This window comes from Sediminibacterium sp. FW305-C-269 (assembly GCF_058231045.1).
In genome coordinates this window covers 101,653-120,068 of the sequence record NZ_JBIQXQ010000003.1, presented here as the reverse complement: position 1 = coordinate 120,068, position 18,416 = coordinate 101,653, and the positions used below count along the sequence as shown (strand labels likewise).

Below are 18,416 nucleotides of genomic sequence, written 5' to 3'. Positions count from 1 at the left end.
GGATAAATTATATACATGGCAACACCTAAGGGATTTGCGAGAGCGATCATTGTGCTGACAACAGTCACAGCCGCAGTGATGGAACTGATCGACACTTCCATCGTAAACGTGGCTCTGACCGACATGAGCGGCAGTCTGGGAGTGAACATTGAGGACATGAGCTGGGTAATTACTTCCTATGCCATTGCCAATGTGATCATCATCCCGCTAACCGGATTTCTCGCAGAATATTTCGGAAGAAAAAATTATTACATCGTTTCCATGATCATCTTCACCATTGCCTCGTACATGTGCGGACAGTCTGACACACTGGTGGAGTTGATCATCTGGCGGTTCATACAGGGTGTGGGCGGCGGTGCATTGCTGTCAACTTCACAAGCCATCCTGTTCGATGCATTTGAACCTAAAGACCGCCCCATCGCTTCCGGCCTGTTCGGGATGGGAATCGTATTGGGTCCTACACTGGGACCTACACTGGGCGGTTATATCATCGATCATTTTTCCTGGCCGTTGATCTTCATGATCAACATACCCATCGGTATCCTCGCCACTTTCCTTTCGTTCACTTTCATTGAAAAAAAAGAAGGAGAAGGAAAACGAAAAAAAGAGATCAAGATCGACTATACCGGCATCCTGCTGCTATCCATAGGCATCGGCTGTTTACAGTATGTGCTGGAACGGGGCGAATCCGAGGACTGGTTCAGCAGCAACATCATCCGCATCACCGCAGTACTGGCCTTTATCGGTATGGTAGGCTTTATCTGGTATGAGCTCAGTATCAAGAATCCTGCAGTGAACCTGCGTGTGCTGGGCAACCGTAACCTGGCTTTCACCACCATCTTCACTTTTGTAGTGGGTGTAGGGCTTTTCACTTCCGTATTCGTGTTCCCTGTACTGGCCCAACGCACACTGGGATTTACGGCATATGAGACCGGTCTGACCCTGCTGGCGCCCACCCTCATTACGGTGCTCATGATGCCCATTATCGGGAAAACCATGAGCAAAGGCGTTTCTCCCATACCTTTTGTGGTAATTGGTTTTCTGCTGTTCGCTGCTTACGCCTGGATGAGCGCCAGTGTTAGTCCGGATGTAGGTAAGCAGGATTTCTTTGTTCCGCTTGCCTTACGTGCTGTGGGTATCAGTATGGTACAATTACCCCTGATCAACCAGGCAGTAGCAGGTTTACAGCCTAAAGACTACGCTGCAGGTATTGCACTTAATAACATGATACGTCAGCTGGGCGGTGCATTCGGTATTGCACTGGCCAATAATTATATCGCCCATCAATACGCACAACACCGTTACGACCTGGTAAGTAAAGTAACCGGTGAGTCACAGATGTTCCTCGAAAGAAGCAATACACTTACCCAGGGTTTTATTGCCCGTTCGGGTGATGTGGCCGGAGCTGCCAACAAAGCACTGGCCACCATTAATGCCATTGTTGACAGGCAATCATATTATCTCTCCTATCTCGATACGTTCCGGCTAACGGCCATTTTCTTTGTCCTGGTAATACCGTTGGTAGCTTTCCTGCGGGTAAAGAAAAAATCTGCTGCGGAGATCGCCGCTTCGATGAAAGCAGCTGCGGAAACGCATTAGGGCAATGAGTGAATGAGTGGGTGAGTGAATGAGTGAATGGAGTGAAAGAATATAAATAATAACTATCCGCCAATCTTCGGACTGGTTTTTAAAAGTATAAACGTAAAATGAAAAAAATAATCTTTGTATCAACCCTTTCATTGATCAGCCTGGCCAGTCATGCACAGGTGAAAGTGAATGCGGAACTGAAAAACCTGATCGGGCAGTCGTTCGGGTATTTTCCTAAACTGAAGGAAGTAGAAAATACTGTTGTCACTGCCCAGGAAAAACTGGCACTCACCCAGCTGAACAAATTTCCTGAGGTTACGGCGGATGCTTCTTACGCTTATGTCCGGCCCAAGATCGAATTACCTATCAACGGCGAAAAATTCCAGTTTGCGCCCTTGCATAACCTGAATGGAGCCATTAATGCCAACTATGCACTGTTCGATTTTGGCAGGTTACAGGCCAACATCAACCGCAATAAAGACGACCTGCAGTTTGCCAAACACCAGGTAGAATATACCAAGGCACAGCTGGCATTCCAGGTAGCCAATGTCTACTACAATATCGTGTTCCTGCAGAAAGCCATCAGCATTCAGGACAGTGTTCTTAGCTTCCTGAACGAGAACAGGCGGATTGTAGAGAGCCAGCTGGCAAATGGTACTGCGTTGCGCATAGACCTGCTGAACATACAGGCAGCCATCGACAACGAAAAAAACAGGAAGGTTGACCTCAACAACAGCCTGCAGAAACAATTGAATCTGCTGGAGTACACCACCGGCAGCAAGCAGAACAATGGACAGAACTTTGATTTTGATGTGAATCTCACGGATGCCAGCAATGCCCTGATGACGGCCCAAACACAAAATCCCGATTTTATCCTTGCAAAAGACAGGATCCAACAAGCCAACAGTGACCTGGCCATTGCCAAAACAGCCGACAAACCCGTGATCGGCCTGCGTGCCGCTGCAGGTGTAAAAAACGGTTATGTACCATATATAGCCGATATGCGTTTTAATTACCTGACCGGCATCTCTTTTTCGGTACCTATTTACAATGGCGGCAAGAACAAACAGCAGCAAAAACTGCAGCAGAACATCATCAAACAGAACGAAATGGCAGTGGAGAGCCTGAGCAGTACTTACAAAAAAGATATTAAACAGGCGCTGACCGATATCGGTAGTAATCTGGAACGTATCAAAAATACCCAGGGACAAATTGAGCAGGCACAAACTGCCCAGCAACTGGCCAGTGTCCGTTTGAAAAATGGCACCGGAACCAATCTTGAGATCACCAATACCAGTACCAACCTGCAGCGGGCCGCACTTGCCCGGCTGCAATATGAGTACCAGTTGTGCCTGGCGAAGCTAGAGTTAACAAGATTAATGGGGTATCAGTATTGGTAGTTAACAGGTAAAAATTAATAGTCTAAAGTTAGTAGTCAGTAATGGCAGGTGTTGTATTACTGGCTACTAACTGTTATTTCGCTTCAAACCAGATGGGATTTTCATCATTGGGGGTAGCATTATAGTTGATGAAAAGCTCTTCGCCTGCTTCAACAGGACGCACGGTTAGGATGCTCATGCGCTCATCTTCAAAATCCATGTCGTAGTTACAGTTAGCCTGGTAAGAATGGTTGTACATGGACAGGTAGCCCAGACCAATACAACACTGTTTACTTTCAGGGCCCCATTCAAAAATATAATTGTACAGTTGGGTCTTCTCTACTTCTGCTCTTTCGGTTTCGTTCAGTACCAACACCGGAGAAACTTCTATCAATGTTCCTTCCGGAAGCGGTTCTGTGGTAAACACGCCCCGGCCCCGATCACCGGATGGCGCTATGACTAATACAGGAAGAATCATGACATGAAGATAAGAGAAATGAACGGATGAACAGATGAACAGATGAACAAGGAACAAGAATCAAGAATCAAGGAGCAAGGAACATATGAACATATGAACCTGCCTGACGGCAGATAGGCAAGGAATCCCGTCTTGTCGGAAAATGTTGAAGTTAGCTGCCCTCAGCGCAAGCTCCCCGATTTCTGCGGTTCTGTGATGTACGAAATAAAGAATGATGAAATGCCTTTAAAAAAGCAAAGGTCAAACACAACAATAGAAAAAAATCAATTCAAGCCGATTCATTAATGACGCTTCACCGCAACCGCTATTTTCGAATCTGCTGTTCCGTAATACAGGAACCATTTGTTCTGGAACTGTGCAAGTCCTTCTACAAAACAAACCCGGTTCACCTGTCCCGTTAATTCGTAAGGTTTATCGGGTTTCATAAAATAATTGTCGAGCCGTCTGATCACTTTGGTGGGATCATTTTTATCGATCAGCACCTGCCCTACCGCATAGGTACCTTCAGGCAAACTGGTATCGCCGATAGCAGGAATATTGCGACTATTATAGATCAGCAAAATACCCTTTTCCGTAAGCATGGCCGGCGGACCGGATTCAACCAGGTCACTGTCAAATTTTTTGGTACGGGTAGTCACTACTATTTTCAGATCGGGCATATTCAGTGCCTGTCCCCGTAACGGAATGGGTGCTTTTTCTCCGGAGGCCATTTCTACCGGTGTCCAGTTAACCAGGTCATCTGAAGTAGCGGCCCATATATACTGATCACCCCAATACATCCAGTATTTCCCTTTGATCTTTACGGCGATGATCCTGCCATTCTCATATCGGGAAACAATACTGCCCGATTTGGACCACAGATCTGCATACTTACCATTCATTGCAACCGCAAAGACAGACCCATGTTTGGTCCAATGCAGCAAATCCCGGGAACTGGCCATCAGCAAACGTGCGGTCTTACCATCAAAAGCGGTATAGGTCATATAGTAGGTACCGCTTTCATCTTCCACTATGCGCGGATCTTCGCACCCGCCCTGCCATTCATATTTTTGGAATGCATCATGATCCGGAAAGAACACCGGTTCCGGATTCCGTGTAAAATGCAGGCCATCTGTACTAACGGCAAGGCCGATCCTGGATGTTCCCCCGGGCAGACCGATTTTATCCTGTGCCCGGTATAACATATATATTTTATTATCCTTAACCACGATGGCAGGATTAAACACATCTTTCTCCTCCCATGCCAGTTTCTTTTTCCATATCGGATCGAAAAACTGGTTATTGGCTGGTGCTAAGACAGGATTGTTGTTATCCGCTTTTTCAAAATCAAGCATGGCCCAGTCCGTGCTGCTGTCAAGTATTACGATTGCCCCCTCCTTGGAAGCAGGATTGTTACAGGCAGTAAACGAGGTCAGTATCACCAGGAAACAGATCATACAACCTAACGAGCGGGATAGTTTCATGCTAATTATTCTCTTTAGATAATTTAAATTTTTTTCTCTGTTTACGGGTTTATCGCATATAAAATCCCTCCCAGGAGGTGTTTTAGAAACAGGGGGTCACTGTAGGATTCGTCGGTATGTCCGAGGGCTGTATAAAAAGAACGACCTCCATCAAAATCATGATACCAAGCCATAGGATGCACATCGCCATTGGTACCGCCCGTATAACTCTTTTCATCAATGGTGATGAGGGTATTCAGACCTGGTTGTATACGCTTAAAATTATACCACTCATCAAAACGTTTCCAGGACCTGGGGAGGTGTTGGGTGGAAAGATGGCTTTCATTAATCACCTGCAGCATTGCCTCCTGCTGTTTGGGGTGGCTCTGGAAATAAGCACCTACCAACTGGTTATACCAGGGCCAGTCATATTCCGTATCTGTTGCCGCATGCACTCCAACAAAACCATGTCCCGAACGTATGTATTGCTCAAAAGCAGCCTGTTGCTCATCATTCAACACATTTCCGGTAGTGCTCAGGAAAACAACTGCGGCATATTTTTTCAGCGTTTTCGGAATAAAATAAGAAGAGTCCGTTGTGGTGTCTACGGCAAAATTGTTTTCCAAACCCAATTTTTGAATAGCACCGAGTCCGGCAGCAATGGACTTGTGATGAAACCCTTTTGTCTTAGCGTATACCAGTATATGCGGCGTTTTCTTTGAATTGACAAACGAAACTAATGCGACTGCCAACAAGAGGACACCAATGAATCTGTTATTTTTTTTCATGCTATATTTTTTGTACAGTTAAGTGCTTATTTAATTTTTTTTCTTCGTTCCATCATTTCACGCCAGGTAGTAACGATGATCTTCTCATCCTGGATGGCTTTACGGAGGGCAGGATCCATCATAGCCAGCATATCGCCCCTGCGCACCGGGCCCGAATCTGAAATATGCGGAAACACATCAGAGGTAGCGGTACAATGCATGATCATCATGGTAAGACCCGGTTTCAGTGAACGGACACCTTCAATATATTTCTTTGTCTTGTAGGCCTGGAGTTTGGCATCATCCGATGCAATCTCTTTTGGGATGGGCCAGCCATAACTCTCATTGTGCAGATCGTCCAGTACGGGTAAACCGGCCTTCCACAACAGGCTACCGATCATGCGCATTTGTTGTATCTGCTCTTCAGGTGCATGCATCTGTGCTTTGATCAATGTTGCATGACCAGCAGGCAGCATCACCGGTATCTGGTTATCGATACCCAGTTTTATATATCGCTGGGTAAATTCAGGAGTGGCCAGCAGCGTACCCATATGCGTATCGAAATGGGTAGGTTCAAAACCCATGGCGCGGGCTCTTTCCAGCTGGGCCTTTATTTCCTTTTCCACTTCATCACCGCTGGCATGTTGCACCACATCATTGACATCCGGCCAAAGAGCACCTTCTGCATCCACCAGTCCCGGTGTGGTATTCTTACCCGATAACGGTCCCCACCGGTACCCTTTCCATTCAGAAGTGAGCGTCAGGTGCAGACCCGCATCCAATCCCGGATGCGCTTTCATGTACTGGACAAATGCCGGCACCCAAGGACAGGGCATCATAATACTCAGGGAACTGGCTACGCCTTTGGTGATGGCATTGATGGCACCTTCATTCGAGTCGAACGACATACCCACATCATCCACATGCAGGATCAATAGTTTGGTCCCGCGGGGATAACCCAGTTTTTCCGCATAAGTACTATCCGTTTGCGAAAAAACAACAACGCAGAACAGGCTGGCAGTGAGGAAAAGGAAAAAGATCTTTTTCATAATGGAATTTAAAAAAACAATCGTAGAAAGCCGCAACAGGTCAATAAATAATCATTAATTGCTAATTATTAATTACTAATTATGCTTACATTCAACCCTCGCAAATCACAGATTAAATCTAACGAAAGAAAATCAAAACAACGCTGCTTATGAAAGCAAAAACGGGCTCATTACTGGCTTCCATGATGTTTTTTGAATATTTCATCTGGGGTGCCTGGTACGTGACCATGGGAACCTATATGGTGGAACACCTCCATGCTACCGGTATTGAGATTGGGGCTACTTACAGTGCGCTGGCCATCGCTACCATGATCTCCCCTTTTTTTGTCGGACTGATCGCTGACCGTTTTTTTGCAGCGCAAAGGATCATGGGGGTCTTACACCTTGTTGGTGCCCTGCTGCTGTTCCTGGCCACCAGGATTGAGCATAGCAACACGTTTTATTGGGTCATCCTGGTGTACTCGCTTCTGTATATGCCAACCATCGCTTTGAGTAACAGCGTAGCATTTTCACAAATGACCGATCCCGGTAAGCAATTTCCCTGGATACGGGTTTTTGGGACCCTTGGCTGGATCGTTGCCGGCGTGCTCATCGGTCAATTGGGTATTGAAAAAACTTCTGCCACTTTCCATATGGCCGCTGCGGTTTCTGCAGGACTGGGGCTGCTGAGTTTTGTACTGCCCAATACACCACCCAAAGCACAGACCTCGGATGCATCGAGCGCTTTAGGTACAGAAGCCTTCGTACTCTTCAAAGAAAAGCCCTATCTCATCTTTTTTATCGCTGCCATACTGGTGTGCATACCACTGTCGTTCTACTATGGTTTTGCCAACCCATTCCTGAATGAGATCGGTTTTGAAAACGCTGCCAGCAAGATGACACTGGGACAGGTTTCAGAAGCGGTATTCATCCTTGCCATCCCATTCCTATTTAACCGCATAGGTGTGAAGAAGATGTTGCTGATGGGCATGAGCGCCTGGATACTCAGGTATATCTGTTTTGCTTACGGCAATGCCGAAACCACCAGCTGGATGTTGTATGGAGGAATTATCCTCCACGGCATCTGCTATGATTTCTTCTTTGTCACGGGTTATATGTACACAGAGAAAAAAGCCGGGGAAAAGATCAAAAATGCCGCACAGGGTTTATTCACTTTTGCCACCTATGGCGTAGGTATGTTTATCGGTACCTGGTTTTCGGGTTTTACGGTTGATCAGTATAAATTAGCAACCGGGACGCATAACTGGCAAGGTATCTGGATGGTACCTGCCTATATCGCCTTAGGTGTGCTCATTTATTTCATATTATTCTTTAAAGAAAAGAAAACGGCTGTTTCGTGAATCGTGAGTAGTGAGTGGTCAGTGGGCAGTAAAAATTCTCACTACTCACTACTCACCACTGACGACTCACCACCGACCATTCAAAATTCAATAACCACACAAATAACAACCAATTATGAAACGAATTGCTATGCTGGGTTCCGGTTTTATCGGACGATTTTATGCCGACTCATTACAAGGTTACAGAAGCCGGGATAAAGTATTCAGTATTTATGCACGGAGGGAAGAAAGTGCCAGGAAATTTGCAGAAGATTATGGCTGCCAGCACTGGACCACCCAGATGGAAGAAGCCATTGCGCATCCGGAGGTAGATATTGTTTGTATCGCCCTTCCCAATAACCTGCACGAAACGGCTGTGCTGCTTTGTTGCAAACACAAGAAAGCCGTAATGACCACCAAACCACTCGGTCGCAATGCAGAAGAAGCCAAACGCATGTTACTGGCCGTAGAAGAAGCCGGCATATTTAACGGTTATCTGGAAGACCTGGTCTATACGCCCAAATTCATCAAAGCCAGTCAGAGTGTAAAAGAAGGAGCATTGGGCAGAATACTCTGGGCCAAGTCAAGAGAAACCCATCCTGGCCCGCACAGCGAATGGTTCTGGGATATTGAACAGGCTGGTGGGGGCTGTATACTTGACCTGGGCTGTCACTGCGTTGAGATCACGCGTAGTTATATCGGCAAAGACATCAAACCGGTGGAAGTCATGTGCTGGGCCGACACACAGGTAAAACCGATCGATGCGGAAGACCATGCCATTGGCCTTGTTAAATACGAAAATGGCGCCATCGGACAGTTCGAAGTCAGCTGGACCTTCCGCGGCGGCCTTGATCTGCGCGATGAAGTGATGGGAAGCGAAGGAACCATCTGGATCAATAGTTTCCTGCGTACCGGTTTTGACATGTTCACCACCGGAAAAGGCGGCGATTATATTGCTGAGAAAGCGGAAAGCAATACAGGCTGGTTATTCCCCGTAGGCGACGAATTGAACGAACTGGGTTACAACCACATGTTCATGGACATGTTCAACGCTATGGAGAAAGGTATTGACCCGAAAGAAACCTTCTATGACGGATACGTGGTGAATGCGATACTGGATGCTGCTTACCGTTCTGCCAAAACAAAATTATGGGAACCGGTAAAACTCGATATCTGGAGAGGCAAAACAGGATTGAGTAAGGAAAGCCATCTGGTTGAATACGATGCCGATCACTACCTGGTAAAAGAAGAGATGACACATTACGGCACTAAAAAACTCATCCTCAAAAACAAACAATCCGGCAAGATCATTGAACGGATCGTTGAATAAGAAATCATGAACAGGGAATGTTGAATGATGAAGTGTAGGTTTCATTGTTCTTTTCCCTGTTTTTATTTTAAACAAGCAATCATCATATGAAATACAACCATCGGTCAGGGTTATCAGTAACCATCTTGCTGATGGCACTGGTTTCCTGCAAACACGATCCTTCCGAATGGACTGTCTATGGCGGCAGCAAAACAGGCATACACTATTCTCCACTGACAACCGTTGACACCTCCAATGTGACCCAACTGGCAGTTGCCTGGGAATACCATACAGGTGATGCGGAGGAAAGAACACAGATACAGGTAAACCCCATCGTGGTGAATGGCATACTCTATGGTGTATCACCCAAACTTAAACTGTTTACCCTGGATGCCGCTACCGGAAAAAAGAACTGGGTTTTCGACCCGGTTGACACAATTACCAATGTGCAGGGAAAGGGATATTTTTCGATGAATGTCTGCCGGGGTGTTACTTATTTCAGCAACCGGGGAAAAGATGCGCGCATTTTTTATGCAGCAGGTGCACACCTCTACTGTATAGATGCTGTCAGCGGCAAACCTGTGAACAGATTCGGAACAGCAGGCAGACTAGACCTGCACAATGATCTTGACCGGGAAGCAAAGGACCTGTATGTTGCCTCTACCACTCCGGGTATCATCTACAAAGACATGATCATCATAGGAACCCGGGTTGACGAAGGAGCCACTGCTGCACCCGGACATATTCGTGCATATGATGTCTATAGCGGCAAACTTAGGTGGATCTTTCATACCATACCCCATCCGGGTGAAGAGGGGTACGAAACATGGGATGACAAAGAAGCCTATAAACATATTGGCGGCGCCAATGCCTGGTCGGGTTTTAGTCTGGATGAAGAAAAAGGTATTGTGTTTGCACCCATCGGTTCAGCTTCCTACGATTTTTACGGAGGCAAAAGAACCGGACAGAACCTTTTTGCCAACTCTGTACTGGCCCTGGATGCAGCTACCGGCAAAAGAATCTGGTATTATCAGACAGTACACCATGACTTATGGGACAGAGACCTGCCCACAGCACCCGTATTAGTGAATATTACCAAAGACGGGCAAAAAAGAGAAGCCATTGCACAGGTGACCAAATCGGGTTTCATTTTCCTTCTTGACAGAACAACCGGAAAACCACTATACCCCATAACAGAAACACCGGTTCCTACCGAAACAGAACTGACAGGAGAAAAACCCTGGGCCACACAACCCATACCCAGTTTTCCGAAACCCTTTGTCAGGCAATTACTCACAGAAAATGACCTCAACAGGATCGTTCCGGAATCTTCCTACCAGGATATCAGGAAAAGATGGCTGGCTACCAAACATGCGCATCTTTTTACACCTCCTTCCAAACAAGGCACGGTTATTTTTCCCGGATTTGATGGTGGTGCAGAATGGGGCGGCCCTTCCTTTGATCCCGGCTCCGGTATCTTGTATGTGAATGCCAGCGAAATGCCCTGGATACTGACGATGATTGATATTAAAGACCAGAAAAAGAAAGAGGAAACCAACCTGGAAGCCGGTAAACGTTTATATACCACGACCTGTATGTCCTGTCATGGTGCACAGCGACAGGGATCTGGAAACAATCCTTCCCTGCTGGGCATTGAAAAAAAGTATCCGATCGATTCATTTAAAGCCTTACTCAGCAATGGCCGCAGAATGATGCCGGCATTCAAACAACTCAGCAGTGCAGAAACTGAAGCCATTGCATCTTATGTACTTTCGATCAGGAGCAGCCAGGAAAAATCTTTCGTGGCGCCACACAAACCAACAGATGCCTATGCCCAGGTGCCCTATACTTCCACCGGTTATAACAAGTTTCTGACCAAAGAAGGTTATCCCGCGGTAGATACACCCTGGGGTACCTTAAACGCCATCAACCTGAATACGGGCAAACTGGAATGGAAAACAACCCTTGGCGATTACCCGGAACTGAAAGCACGGGGTATCCATTCAGGAACCGAAAACTATGGAGGCTCCGTGGTCACAGCCGGAGGACTTGTCTTCATTGCCGCCACCAGCGACCATACTTTCCGGGCATTCAATAAACGTACAGGTCAGCTCTTATGGGAATATAACCTGCCGGCATCAGGTTTTGCCACGCCTTCCGTATATGAAAAGAATGGACAACAATTTATCGTCATCGCCTGCGGCGGCGGCAAACTCGGCAAAACCTCGGGCGACAGTTATGTTGCATTTACGTTGAACAGCAGAAGATGAGGGGAAGGAAGTTAAACTGGTTAAAAAGGGTTAAAAAAGTTAAAGGGGTAGTTAAAGAAAGTCATTCGATCCAATACATGTTAACTGTAACAGCTACTACCTGAATCATTTTAACCTATTAACGGCTTTAACCCTTTTTAACCAGTTTAACTATTTTAACCCTTTTAACAGCTTTAACTAATTTAACCAGTTTAACCACATTAACCCTCCACCCATGTTATCCCAAGACCTTTTTATCCACCACGTATACTTCTGGTTGGCTTATCCGGAGAAACCAGAAGACCATGCCGCTCTATTGGCCGGCCTGAAAGCTTTAAGCAAAGTACCTGCTATACAACAATTCCATATCGGGATACCCGCTTCCACCAACAGAGATGTGATCGATACCAGTTACCAGTTTTCCTGGCTGGCCATCTTCCCCAATAAGGAAGCGCAGGATGCATACCAGGTGGATCCGATTCATTTACATTTTGTGAACACCTGTAAACATTTGTGGAAGGAAGTGAAAGTGTTGGATTCGATCGGGGCCTACTGAAAATAAAAACGTCATTTCGGTAGCACAAAAAGGAAGCTTACCGAAAGCCGCTTCCTCACTACGACCGAAATGACGTTTATTCTGTCAATGATTATTTATTCCATTCTACTTCTGCAGACTTCACATGAGAAGAGCTGGTGCCGATATGAATAACAAACTTCCCAGGCTCCCATACCTTTTTGAGTTCGCTGTTAAAGAATTTCAGCTCTTCGGTGGTAATTGTGAAACTTATTTCCCTGGATTCACCTGGCTGCAACATCACTTTCTGAAATCCCTTCAGGTCTTTCACAGAACGACTTACACTGGCAACGGGATCTGAAATATACAATTGCACCACTTCCTCACCGGCATATTTACCGCTATTGGTCAGGGTTACGGATGCCGTCAGTTTTTCCTCTCCTTTCAAAACGGTCTTACTCAGTTTTATGGGACTGTAATCAAACTGCGTATAACTCAATCCATAACCAAAAGGATACAAGGGCTCATTCACTTCATCGAGGTAACTTGTTTTGAATTTGGCTCCTCCTGTTCCATCATAGGGACGGCCGGTATTCTTGTGGTTGTAATAAATAGGAATCTGTCCCACACTGCGTGGAAAAGTAGCAGAGAGTTTTCCGGAAGGGTTGTAATTGCCGAACAAAACATCAGCAACGGCATTTCCGGCTTCTGTTCCCGGTGCCCATGCTTCCAGGATAGCAGTGGCATGTTCGTTCTCCCACACAAGTGTAAGGGGTCTTCCATTGATCAGCACGACAACCAAGGGCTTACCGGTTTTGTGTAAAGCTTTCAGCAAAGCCTGCTGGCTTGCCGGTAAACTGATGTCCGAACGACTGGAAGATTCTCCGGACATATTTGCCGACTCTCCCACTACCGCTACCACTACATCCGATTTATTGGCTGCAGCAACGGCTTCATCGATCATTTCCTGTGGTGACCTTGGGTCGATCACAGCCTCTACTCCCAAGGCATTCACACGTTTCAGGAACATGGCCGTATCATCCGTGATATTGGCGCCTTTGGCTGAAATAATATTCACGCCTGATCCGGCTACATTTTTAAACCCTTCCAAAACGCTGACCGATTTATTCCAATCGCCGGCAACTACCCAGGTACCCAGCATATTCCTGCGGTTATCGGCCAGTGGACCTACCAGTGCAATCGTACCGGAGCGTTTCAGCGGTAATACCTGTTTATCGTTCTTCAGCAGCACCATGCTATGTGCCGCGATATTGCGGGCAGCAGAGCGATTATCGGCTGTAAGTATTTCTTTAGTGGGCCTGGATTCGTCGATATACCGGTAAGGATCATCAAATAGACCCAACTTGTATTTAGCTTCCAGGATGCGCAGGCAGGCTTTGTCTATATCTGCCAGAGTTACCTTTCCTTCTTTCAATGATTTGGCCAGTGTGGTCAGCATGCCTTCGCCCACCATATCCATATCCAGTCCGGCTTTCAGTGCCAATGCAGAAACAGCCTGCAGATCGCCCATACCATGGTTGATCATTTCATTCAGCGAAGTGTAATCAGATACCACAAAACCATTGAAGCCCCATTCTTTTCGCAGCAGGTCTGTCAGCAGCCATTTGTTACCGGTAGCAGGTACACCATCAACCAGGTTAAAGGAGCTCATGATACTTCCCGCACCTGCATCGATGGCAGCTTTGTATGGTGGCAGATAATATTCATACATTTGGATGCGGCTCATATCAACGGTATTGTATTCACGCCCTGCTTCTGATGCCCCATATAATGCGAAGTGCTTTACACAGGCCATCAGGGTATTGTTCTTTGACAGATCAGATCCCTGATAACCACGCACCATCGCCTGGGCGATCTTGCCACCCAGGTAAGGGTCTTCACCGGAACCTTCCGAGATCCTTCCCCAACGGGCGTCACGGGCAATATCGACCATAGGTGAAAAAGCCCAGTTCAATCCATCAGCTGTTGCTTCTTTGGCAGCGATACGGGCGGATTGCTCAATCAGCCCCATATCCCAGGAAGTAGACAATCCCAGTGGAATGGGGAAAATGGTCTTATGACCATGGATCACATCCAGACCAAAGATCATGGGTATATGCAAACGCGAGCCGTTCACAGCCAGCTCCTGTGCTTTTCTGACTTTCTCGGGCGAAGTAATACCGAACAATCCGCCCACCATTCCTTTTTTGATCTTATTCTCCACGTCGGTACTAACCACGGAACCTGTTACTGCAGCGCCGCCGGGTATAATCAGGTTAAGCTGACCGATCTTTTCCTCGAGGGTCATCTTGGCCATCAGCGCTTTGGCTTTGGCCGTATAAGTGCTTTGAGAGAAGGATGGATACGCGAGCAGCAATAATGCCCCGGCCACAAATAGCTTTTTCATAAAAGTATTTTTGAAGTGAATGCTGACAAACAGGTTTACCTGCATAAGACGGGCCAAGTTAGAAAAATTTGCCTGTTTATTGGCTGACGAATGTCAGGAAAATAAAAAGACCCGCCATTACTAAGCGGGCCTTGGTGATTGCTATCCTGAAACCAACCTTGCTTGCTTTGATTATTTCAGTATTTTTTTTATATTCTGGTAGCTGGCAGCAATATTTTCGAACGGTTTGGGAGCCCCATCCTGTTCAATAAAGAAATATTGCATACCTGACTCACCGGCATGATCAAAAATCCGTTTGAAATCGAAATGTCCTTTACCCACTTCCAGGATATGTTCAAATCGGGCATCCATATCTTTCACATGCCAAAGATGAAAACGACCTGGGTGTTGTGCAAACATGGTAACCGGATCTTTACCGGCCTTCAGCGTCCAGCCCAGATCCAACTCCATTTTCACAAGATCCTGATCCGTTTGCGACAGGATCAGGTCATAAGGCACTACGCCATCTACTGTTCTGAATTCAGCATCATGATTATGGTAGGCAAAAAGCAGGCCTGCTTTTTTAGCTGCTTCAGCAGATTTGTTCAGCGTATCGATTGATGATTTGATCTCATCAAGCGAACCAATGGGTGTATTGGCGCAGACAAGGTATTTCACACCGCCTTCAGCAGCCAGGTCAACCAGTTCCTGGTAATCATCGCGCAGGTTTTTCATCGGCGGTATCACCATGGGTTTGCCATCTGCACCAACAGGCATTTTGGAACCGGGCGGTAATTTGAAAGGGGCACCCAATACATGGTGCGAACGCCAGTGCATACCCATCCCGTTCAGCATGGATGCGAATTCTTTGGGCTTCATTCCATAAAAACCACCTTTTTTGCTGAAAGCCGATTCAATCTCTGTGTAACCGATATCGGAGATCTTCTTCAGGTTACCCGGTACATCTTCATCCAGTACACCAAATAAAGTGAACAATTGCAAGCCTACACCAGGCATTGCATATTTGTTGGTCAGTGCTTTGGCCAACAGGTCATTGTTCAGCAACAGTCCGCCCAGTGTCATGGCTGCGGTATTTTTCAGGAATCTTCTACGTGTATTCATAATGATTAGGATGATTGATGAATTAATAGGTCAGACCAAATCCGAATTTGTACAAAGGGTTTTTTGAATCGTATGGAAGGTCTTCTTTCTGGTTACGAACAGCTTCCATGGAAGAAGGCAATTCAAAAGGAAGTTTACCACCAGGTTTGGCCTTACCAAAGATTACGTCCATAACCGCAGCATCACTTGCTCCAAAGTCAGCCAGCACAGCTTTGGCTTTGGCATTGATCTCCGGAAAAACCGCGGGCCTGTCCAGGTAAATATCAACAATGGTCGGAACCGTATTCATGATCTGCAGAATACTGTCGCGTTCCTTCTCTTTGAAATCCAGATCACCATGATGAAACATCCTTGCCATGAAATTAGGCGTCTCTACAGGCACCCAGGGTGTGTTCAAACGCAGGATAGCAATATCCGCTTCAGCTGGCTGGTTAACCACAATGCCGTATTTGCCTACTACTTTGGGATCCATATTACCCGCATAGATCTTCAATCGAGGGTTTGATAAAGGCAGCATACCCTTACCTGTATTGGTATTCTTCAGCAATACCATCGCCCTTCTCTGTGATTCCTCTCCTGCTTTCACAAAATCTGCACGACCCACTGTTTTCAAAGCATAATCCACATCCACATAGGGATGATCGAACAGTCCCAGCTGGAATTTCTGGCGCAACACGCGGGTAACGGACTCATCAATTCTCGACTCCTTGAGTTTACCTTCCTTTACCAGTTTCACAACCAGTTCCGGTACACTTTCTCCGCCAAACTGGTCAACACCTGCATTAATCACTTTCAACACACGTTCTTCCGGTGTCAGTTTCTCTACACCCCATGCACGGGCAGGCCATACAAAAGCACCCATATTGGCATCGGTGATAAGCCCCCAGTCTGTGCAGACCACACCATCATATTTGTACTGTTTCCTGAGCAGATCTGTGATCATGGCTTTATTGAAGGAGAAAGCCACATTCTCATTAGACTGGTCAACAGGAATTCCATAATAAGGCATGATGGCCGATGTGTGTGCCTTGAAGGCAGCTTCAAACGGGATCAGGTGGTATTTGAAATTATTACCGGGATATACCTGTCCTTTCTGAAATTCGAAGTGAGGGTCCAGGCCTTCTTTCTGCGGACCACCGCCCGAAAAATGTTTGGTCATGGCGGCCACGCTGTTGCTGCCCAGTTGCGTTCCCTGTAATCCTTCCACATAGGCTTTGGTCATGCGGGCAGCCAGGCCGGCGTCTTCACCAAAAGTACCACTGATACGGGGCCAGCGGGGTTCAGTAGCCAGATCGGCCATGGGATGCAACGCTTCGCGGATACCCACGGCAACGTATTCCTGCCGAACGATATCTGCAAACTTCCGGGTAAACGCATCGTCGCCGATAGCGGCCAGTCCGAGCGGTTCGCAGAACAGGGTAAAACCATTGGCAGCCATCGCAAAAATATTCTGGGCAAATGCATTGCGCGGATCAGAAGCTACTGTGACCGGGATTCCGAGCCGGCTTTGTTCCGCATGTTTCTGCACGTTATTGTACCAGGTGGCGAGTGCTTTGATATCAGGTACCTGCCACAGGTTGATGTGATTCATTTTTTTTCCATCCATCAATTGCGTGGCGACCGGGATACGGTCGAAGAAACCTGTGCCGCTGAAATCATTCAGTGACCCATCGGCCGCGATCTTTGCGCCATTGATGAACAAAGTGCCGGCTTTTTCTTCCAGTGTCATCTGAGACAACAGGTCTTTCACCCGGGCATTGATGGGTTGTTTCACATCTTCATACACATCCATTTTCCCGTTCTTGTTCAGGTCGCGGAAAACAGGCGCCGCCTTACCGGGTCCATTACCGGGGAAAGCTACCCAGGAGACTGTCATAATTAGCAGCGACAACACTGCCAGTATGAGCAGGCGTTGGTTGGTGTTTTGTTTTTTCATATTCATTGCGTCGTTATGACACAATAATACTGATTAAATAGGATAATCCAAACCTGAACCACGGTTTTCCCTAATTTTAGCAGCGATATGAAACGGGATATCTCCATCAAAGAAACCATACTAAGAGGCAGCGATTTCTTTATGCCTTCAGTATCACTGGATTGTGTCATTTTCGGGTTTCACGAGAACGAGCTGAAAGTGTTACTGCTGAAAATGAAAAATGCCGACACCTGGGCATTACCAGGCGGTTTTATCTACAGGGAAGAAGATATAGAAGATGCAGCTACCCGGGTATTGCGCGAAAGAACCGGTCTGCACGATATCTTCCTGAGGCAGTTTCATGTATTCGGACAACCCAACCGTTCAGAAAAGAAGTTCCATAGCAATATGCTGCGGAAAGACGGTATCAAATTGAAAAAAGACAATTGGATCCTCCAGCGTTTTATTACGGTGGGGTATTATGCACTCGTTGATTTCGCAACGGTCACACCAGAACCGGACCTAAGTTCTGTTGCCTGCGAATGGAAAGACATCCACAGCATCCAAGAATTGTTCATGGACCACAAACATATCCTGGATACAGCGTTGTATACGTTACGGATGCAATTGAACCATGTTCCTATCGGTCACAAACTCCTGCCGCAGAAATTCACGATGCCGGAATTACAGAAGCTTTACGAAACCATACTCGACAAAAAACTCGACAGAAGAAATTTCCAGCGCCGCATTCTCTCCTTCGGGTTCATCAAACGTCTGAAAGAAACCCGCAAAGGCGGTGCCCATAAAGCGCCTTACCTCTATTGCTTCGACCTGAAAAAATATAAGAAGGCACTGGAAGAAGGATTACAGGGAGGCTGGTAAGGTTATAAGGCACTCTTT

Annotated in this window: 14 protein-coding genes; 7 read left to right on the top strand and 7 right to left on the bottom strand. The window is 46.6% G+C overall.

Going from position 1 to position 18,416, the window contains the following annotated elements; all coding sequences use genetic code 11:
- Positions 1 to 15 precede the first annotated feature (15 nt).
- Complete coding sequence (locus tag ACH3Y6_RS10455; RefSeq protein ID WP_490835559.1) at positions 16 to 1,599, top strand: DHA2 family efflux MFS transporter permease subunit; 1,584 nt, start codon at positions 16 to 18, stop codon at positions 1,597 to 1,599.
- Positions 1,600 to 1,706: 107 nt separating this feature from the next.
- Complete coding sequence (locus ACH3Y6_RS10450; protein ID WP_490835558.1) at positions 1,707 to 2,987, top strand: TolC family protein; 1,281 nt, start codon at positions 1,707 to 1,709, stop codon at positions 2,985 to 2,987.
- Between the two features lie 73 nt (positions 2,988 to 3,060).
- On the opposite strand, the gene ACH3Y6_RS10445 is transcribed toward ACH3Y6_RS10450, so the two are convergent.
- The 4 genes from ACH3Y6_RS10445 to ACH3Y6_RS10430 all read right to left on the bottom strand — a co-directional run bounded on the left by ACH3Y6_RS10445 (position 3,061) and on the right by ACH3Y6_RS10430 (position 6,702).
- Positions 3,061 to 3,444: an SET domain-containing protein gene (locus ACH3Y6_RS10445; protein ID WP_490835557.1), complete on the bottom strand. Its 384-nt coding sequence runs from the start codon at positions 3,442 to 3,444 to the stop codon at positions 3,061 to 3,063.
- Positions 3,445 to 3,725: 281 nt separating this feature from the next.
- Positions 3,726 to 4,907, bottom strand: coding sequence for a glycoside hydrolase family 130 protein (locus ACH3Y6_RS10440; protein ID WP_490835556.1), 1,182 nt, complete (start codon positions 4,905 to 4,907; stop codon positions 3,726 to 3,728).
- A gap of 41 nt (positions 4,908 to 4,948) precedes the next feature.
- Positions 4,949 to 5,674, bottom strand: coding sequence for a ThuA domain-containing protein (locus tag ACH3Y6_RS10435; protein WP_490835555.1), 726 nt, complete (start codon positions 5,672 to 5,674; stop codon positions 4,949 to 4,951).
- A gap of 26 nt (positions 5,675 to 5,700) precedes the next feature.
- Positions 5,701 to 6,702 carry a polysaccharide deacetylase family protein gene (locus tag ACH3Y6_RS10430; protein WP_490835554.1) on the bottom strand — a complete coding sequence of 334 codons (1,002 nt, stop codon included), beginning with the start codon at positions 6,700 to 6,702 and terminating at the stop codon, positions 5,701 to 5,703.
- Between the two features lie 149 nt (positions 6,703 to 6,851).
- Between ACH3Y6_RS10430 and ACH3Y6_RS10425 the strand changes: the two genes are divergently transcribed.
- From ACH3Y6_RS10425 to ACH3Y6_RS10410, 4 genes are all read left to right on the top strand, one after another.
- A complete protein-coding gene (locus ACH3Y6_RS10425; protein WP_490835553.1) occupies positions 6,852 to 8,042 on the top strand; it encodes a nucleoside permease in 1,191 nt (396 codons plus the stop codon).
- A 115-nt stretch (positions 8,043 to 8,157) separates the two neighbouring features.
- Positions 8,158 to 9,351 (top strand): Gfo/Idh/MocA family protein, encoded by a 1,194-nt coding sequence (locus tag ACH3Y6_RS10420; protein WP_490835552.1) that lies wholly within the window; start codon positions 8,158 to 8,160, stop codon positions 9,349 to 9,351.
- 86 nt (positions 9,352 to 9,437) lie between these two features.
- Positions 9,438 to 11,600: an outer membrane protein assembly factor BamB family protein gene (locus ACH3Y6_RS10415; RefSeq protein WP_490835551.1), complete on the top strand. Its 2,163-nt coding sequence runs from the start codon at positions 9,438 to 9,440 to the stop codon at positions 11,598 to 11,600.
- Between the two features lie 214 nt (positions 11,601 to 11,814).
- Entirely contained in the window at positions 11,815 to 12,135 is a 321-nt protein-coding gene (locus ACH3Y6_RS10410; RefSeq protein ID WP_490835550.1) for a Dabb family protein, read from the top strand.
- A gap of 91 nt (positions 12,136 to 12,226) precedes the next feature.
- Here ACH3Y6_RS10410 and bglX read toward each other — a convergent pair whose 3' ends face one another.
- The 3 genes from bglX to ACH3Y6_RS10395 all read right to left on the bottom strand — a co-directional run bounded on the left by bglX (position 12,227) and on the right by ACH3Y6_RS10395 (position 17,537).
- On the bottom strand, positions 12,227 to 14,545 hold the full coding sequence (bglX, locus tag ACH3Y6_RS10405) for a beta-glucosidase BglX (protein WP_490835549.1): 2,319 nt from the start codon (positions 14,543 to 14,545) through the stop codon (positions 12,227 to 12,229).
- A gap of 126 nt (positions 14,546 to 14,671) precedes the next feature.
- Complete coding sequence (locus tag ACH3Y6_RS10400) at positions 14,672 to 15,601, bottom strand: sugar phosphate isomerase/epimerase family protein (RefSeq protein ID WP_490835548.1); 930 nt, start codon at positions 15,599 to 15,601, stop codon at positions 14,672 to 14,674.
- Positions 15,602 to 15,623: 22 nt separating this feature from the next.
- Complete coding sequence (locus ACH3Y6_RS10395; RefSeq protein WP_490835547.1) at positions 15,624 to 17,537, bottom strand: glycoside hydrolase family 3 protein; 1,914 nt, start codon at positions 17,535 to 17,537, stop codon at positions 15,624 to 15,626.
- A gap of 87 nt (positions 17,538 to 17,624) precedes the next feature.
- Between ACH3Y6_RS10395 and ACH3Y6_RS10390 the strand changes: the two genes are divergently transcribed.
- Complete coding sequence (locus ACH3Y6_RS10390) at positions 17,625 to 18,398, top strand: NUDIX hydrolase (RefSeq protein WP_490835546.1); 774 nt, start codon at positions 17,625 to 17,627, stop codon at positions 18,396 to 18,398.
- Positions 18,399 to 18,416 lie beyond the last annotated feature (18 nt).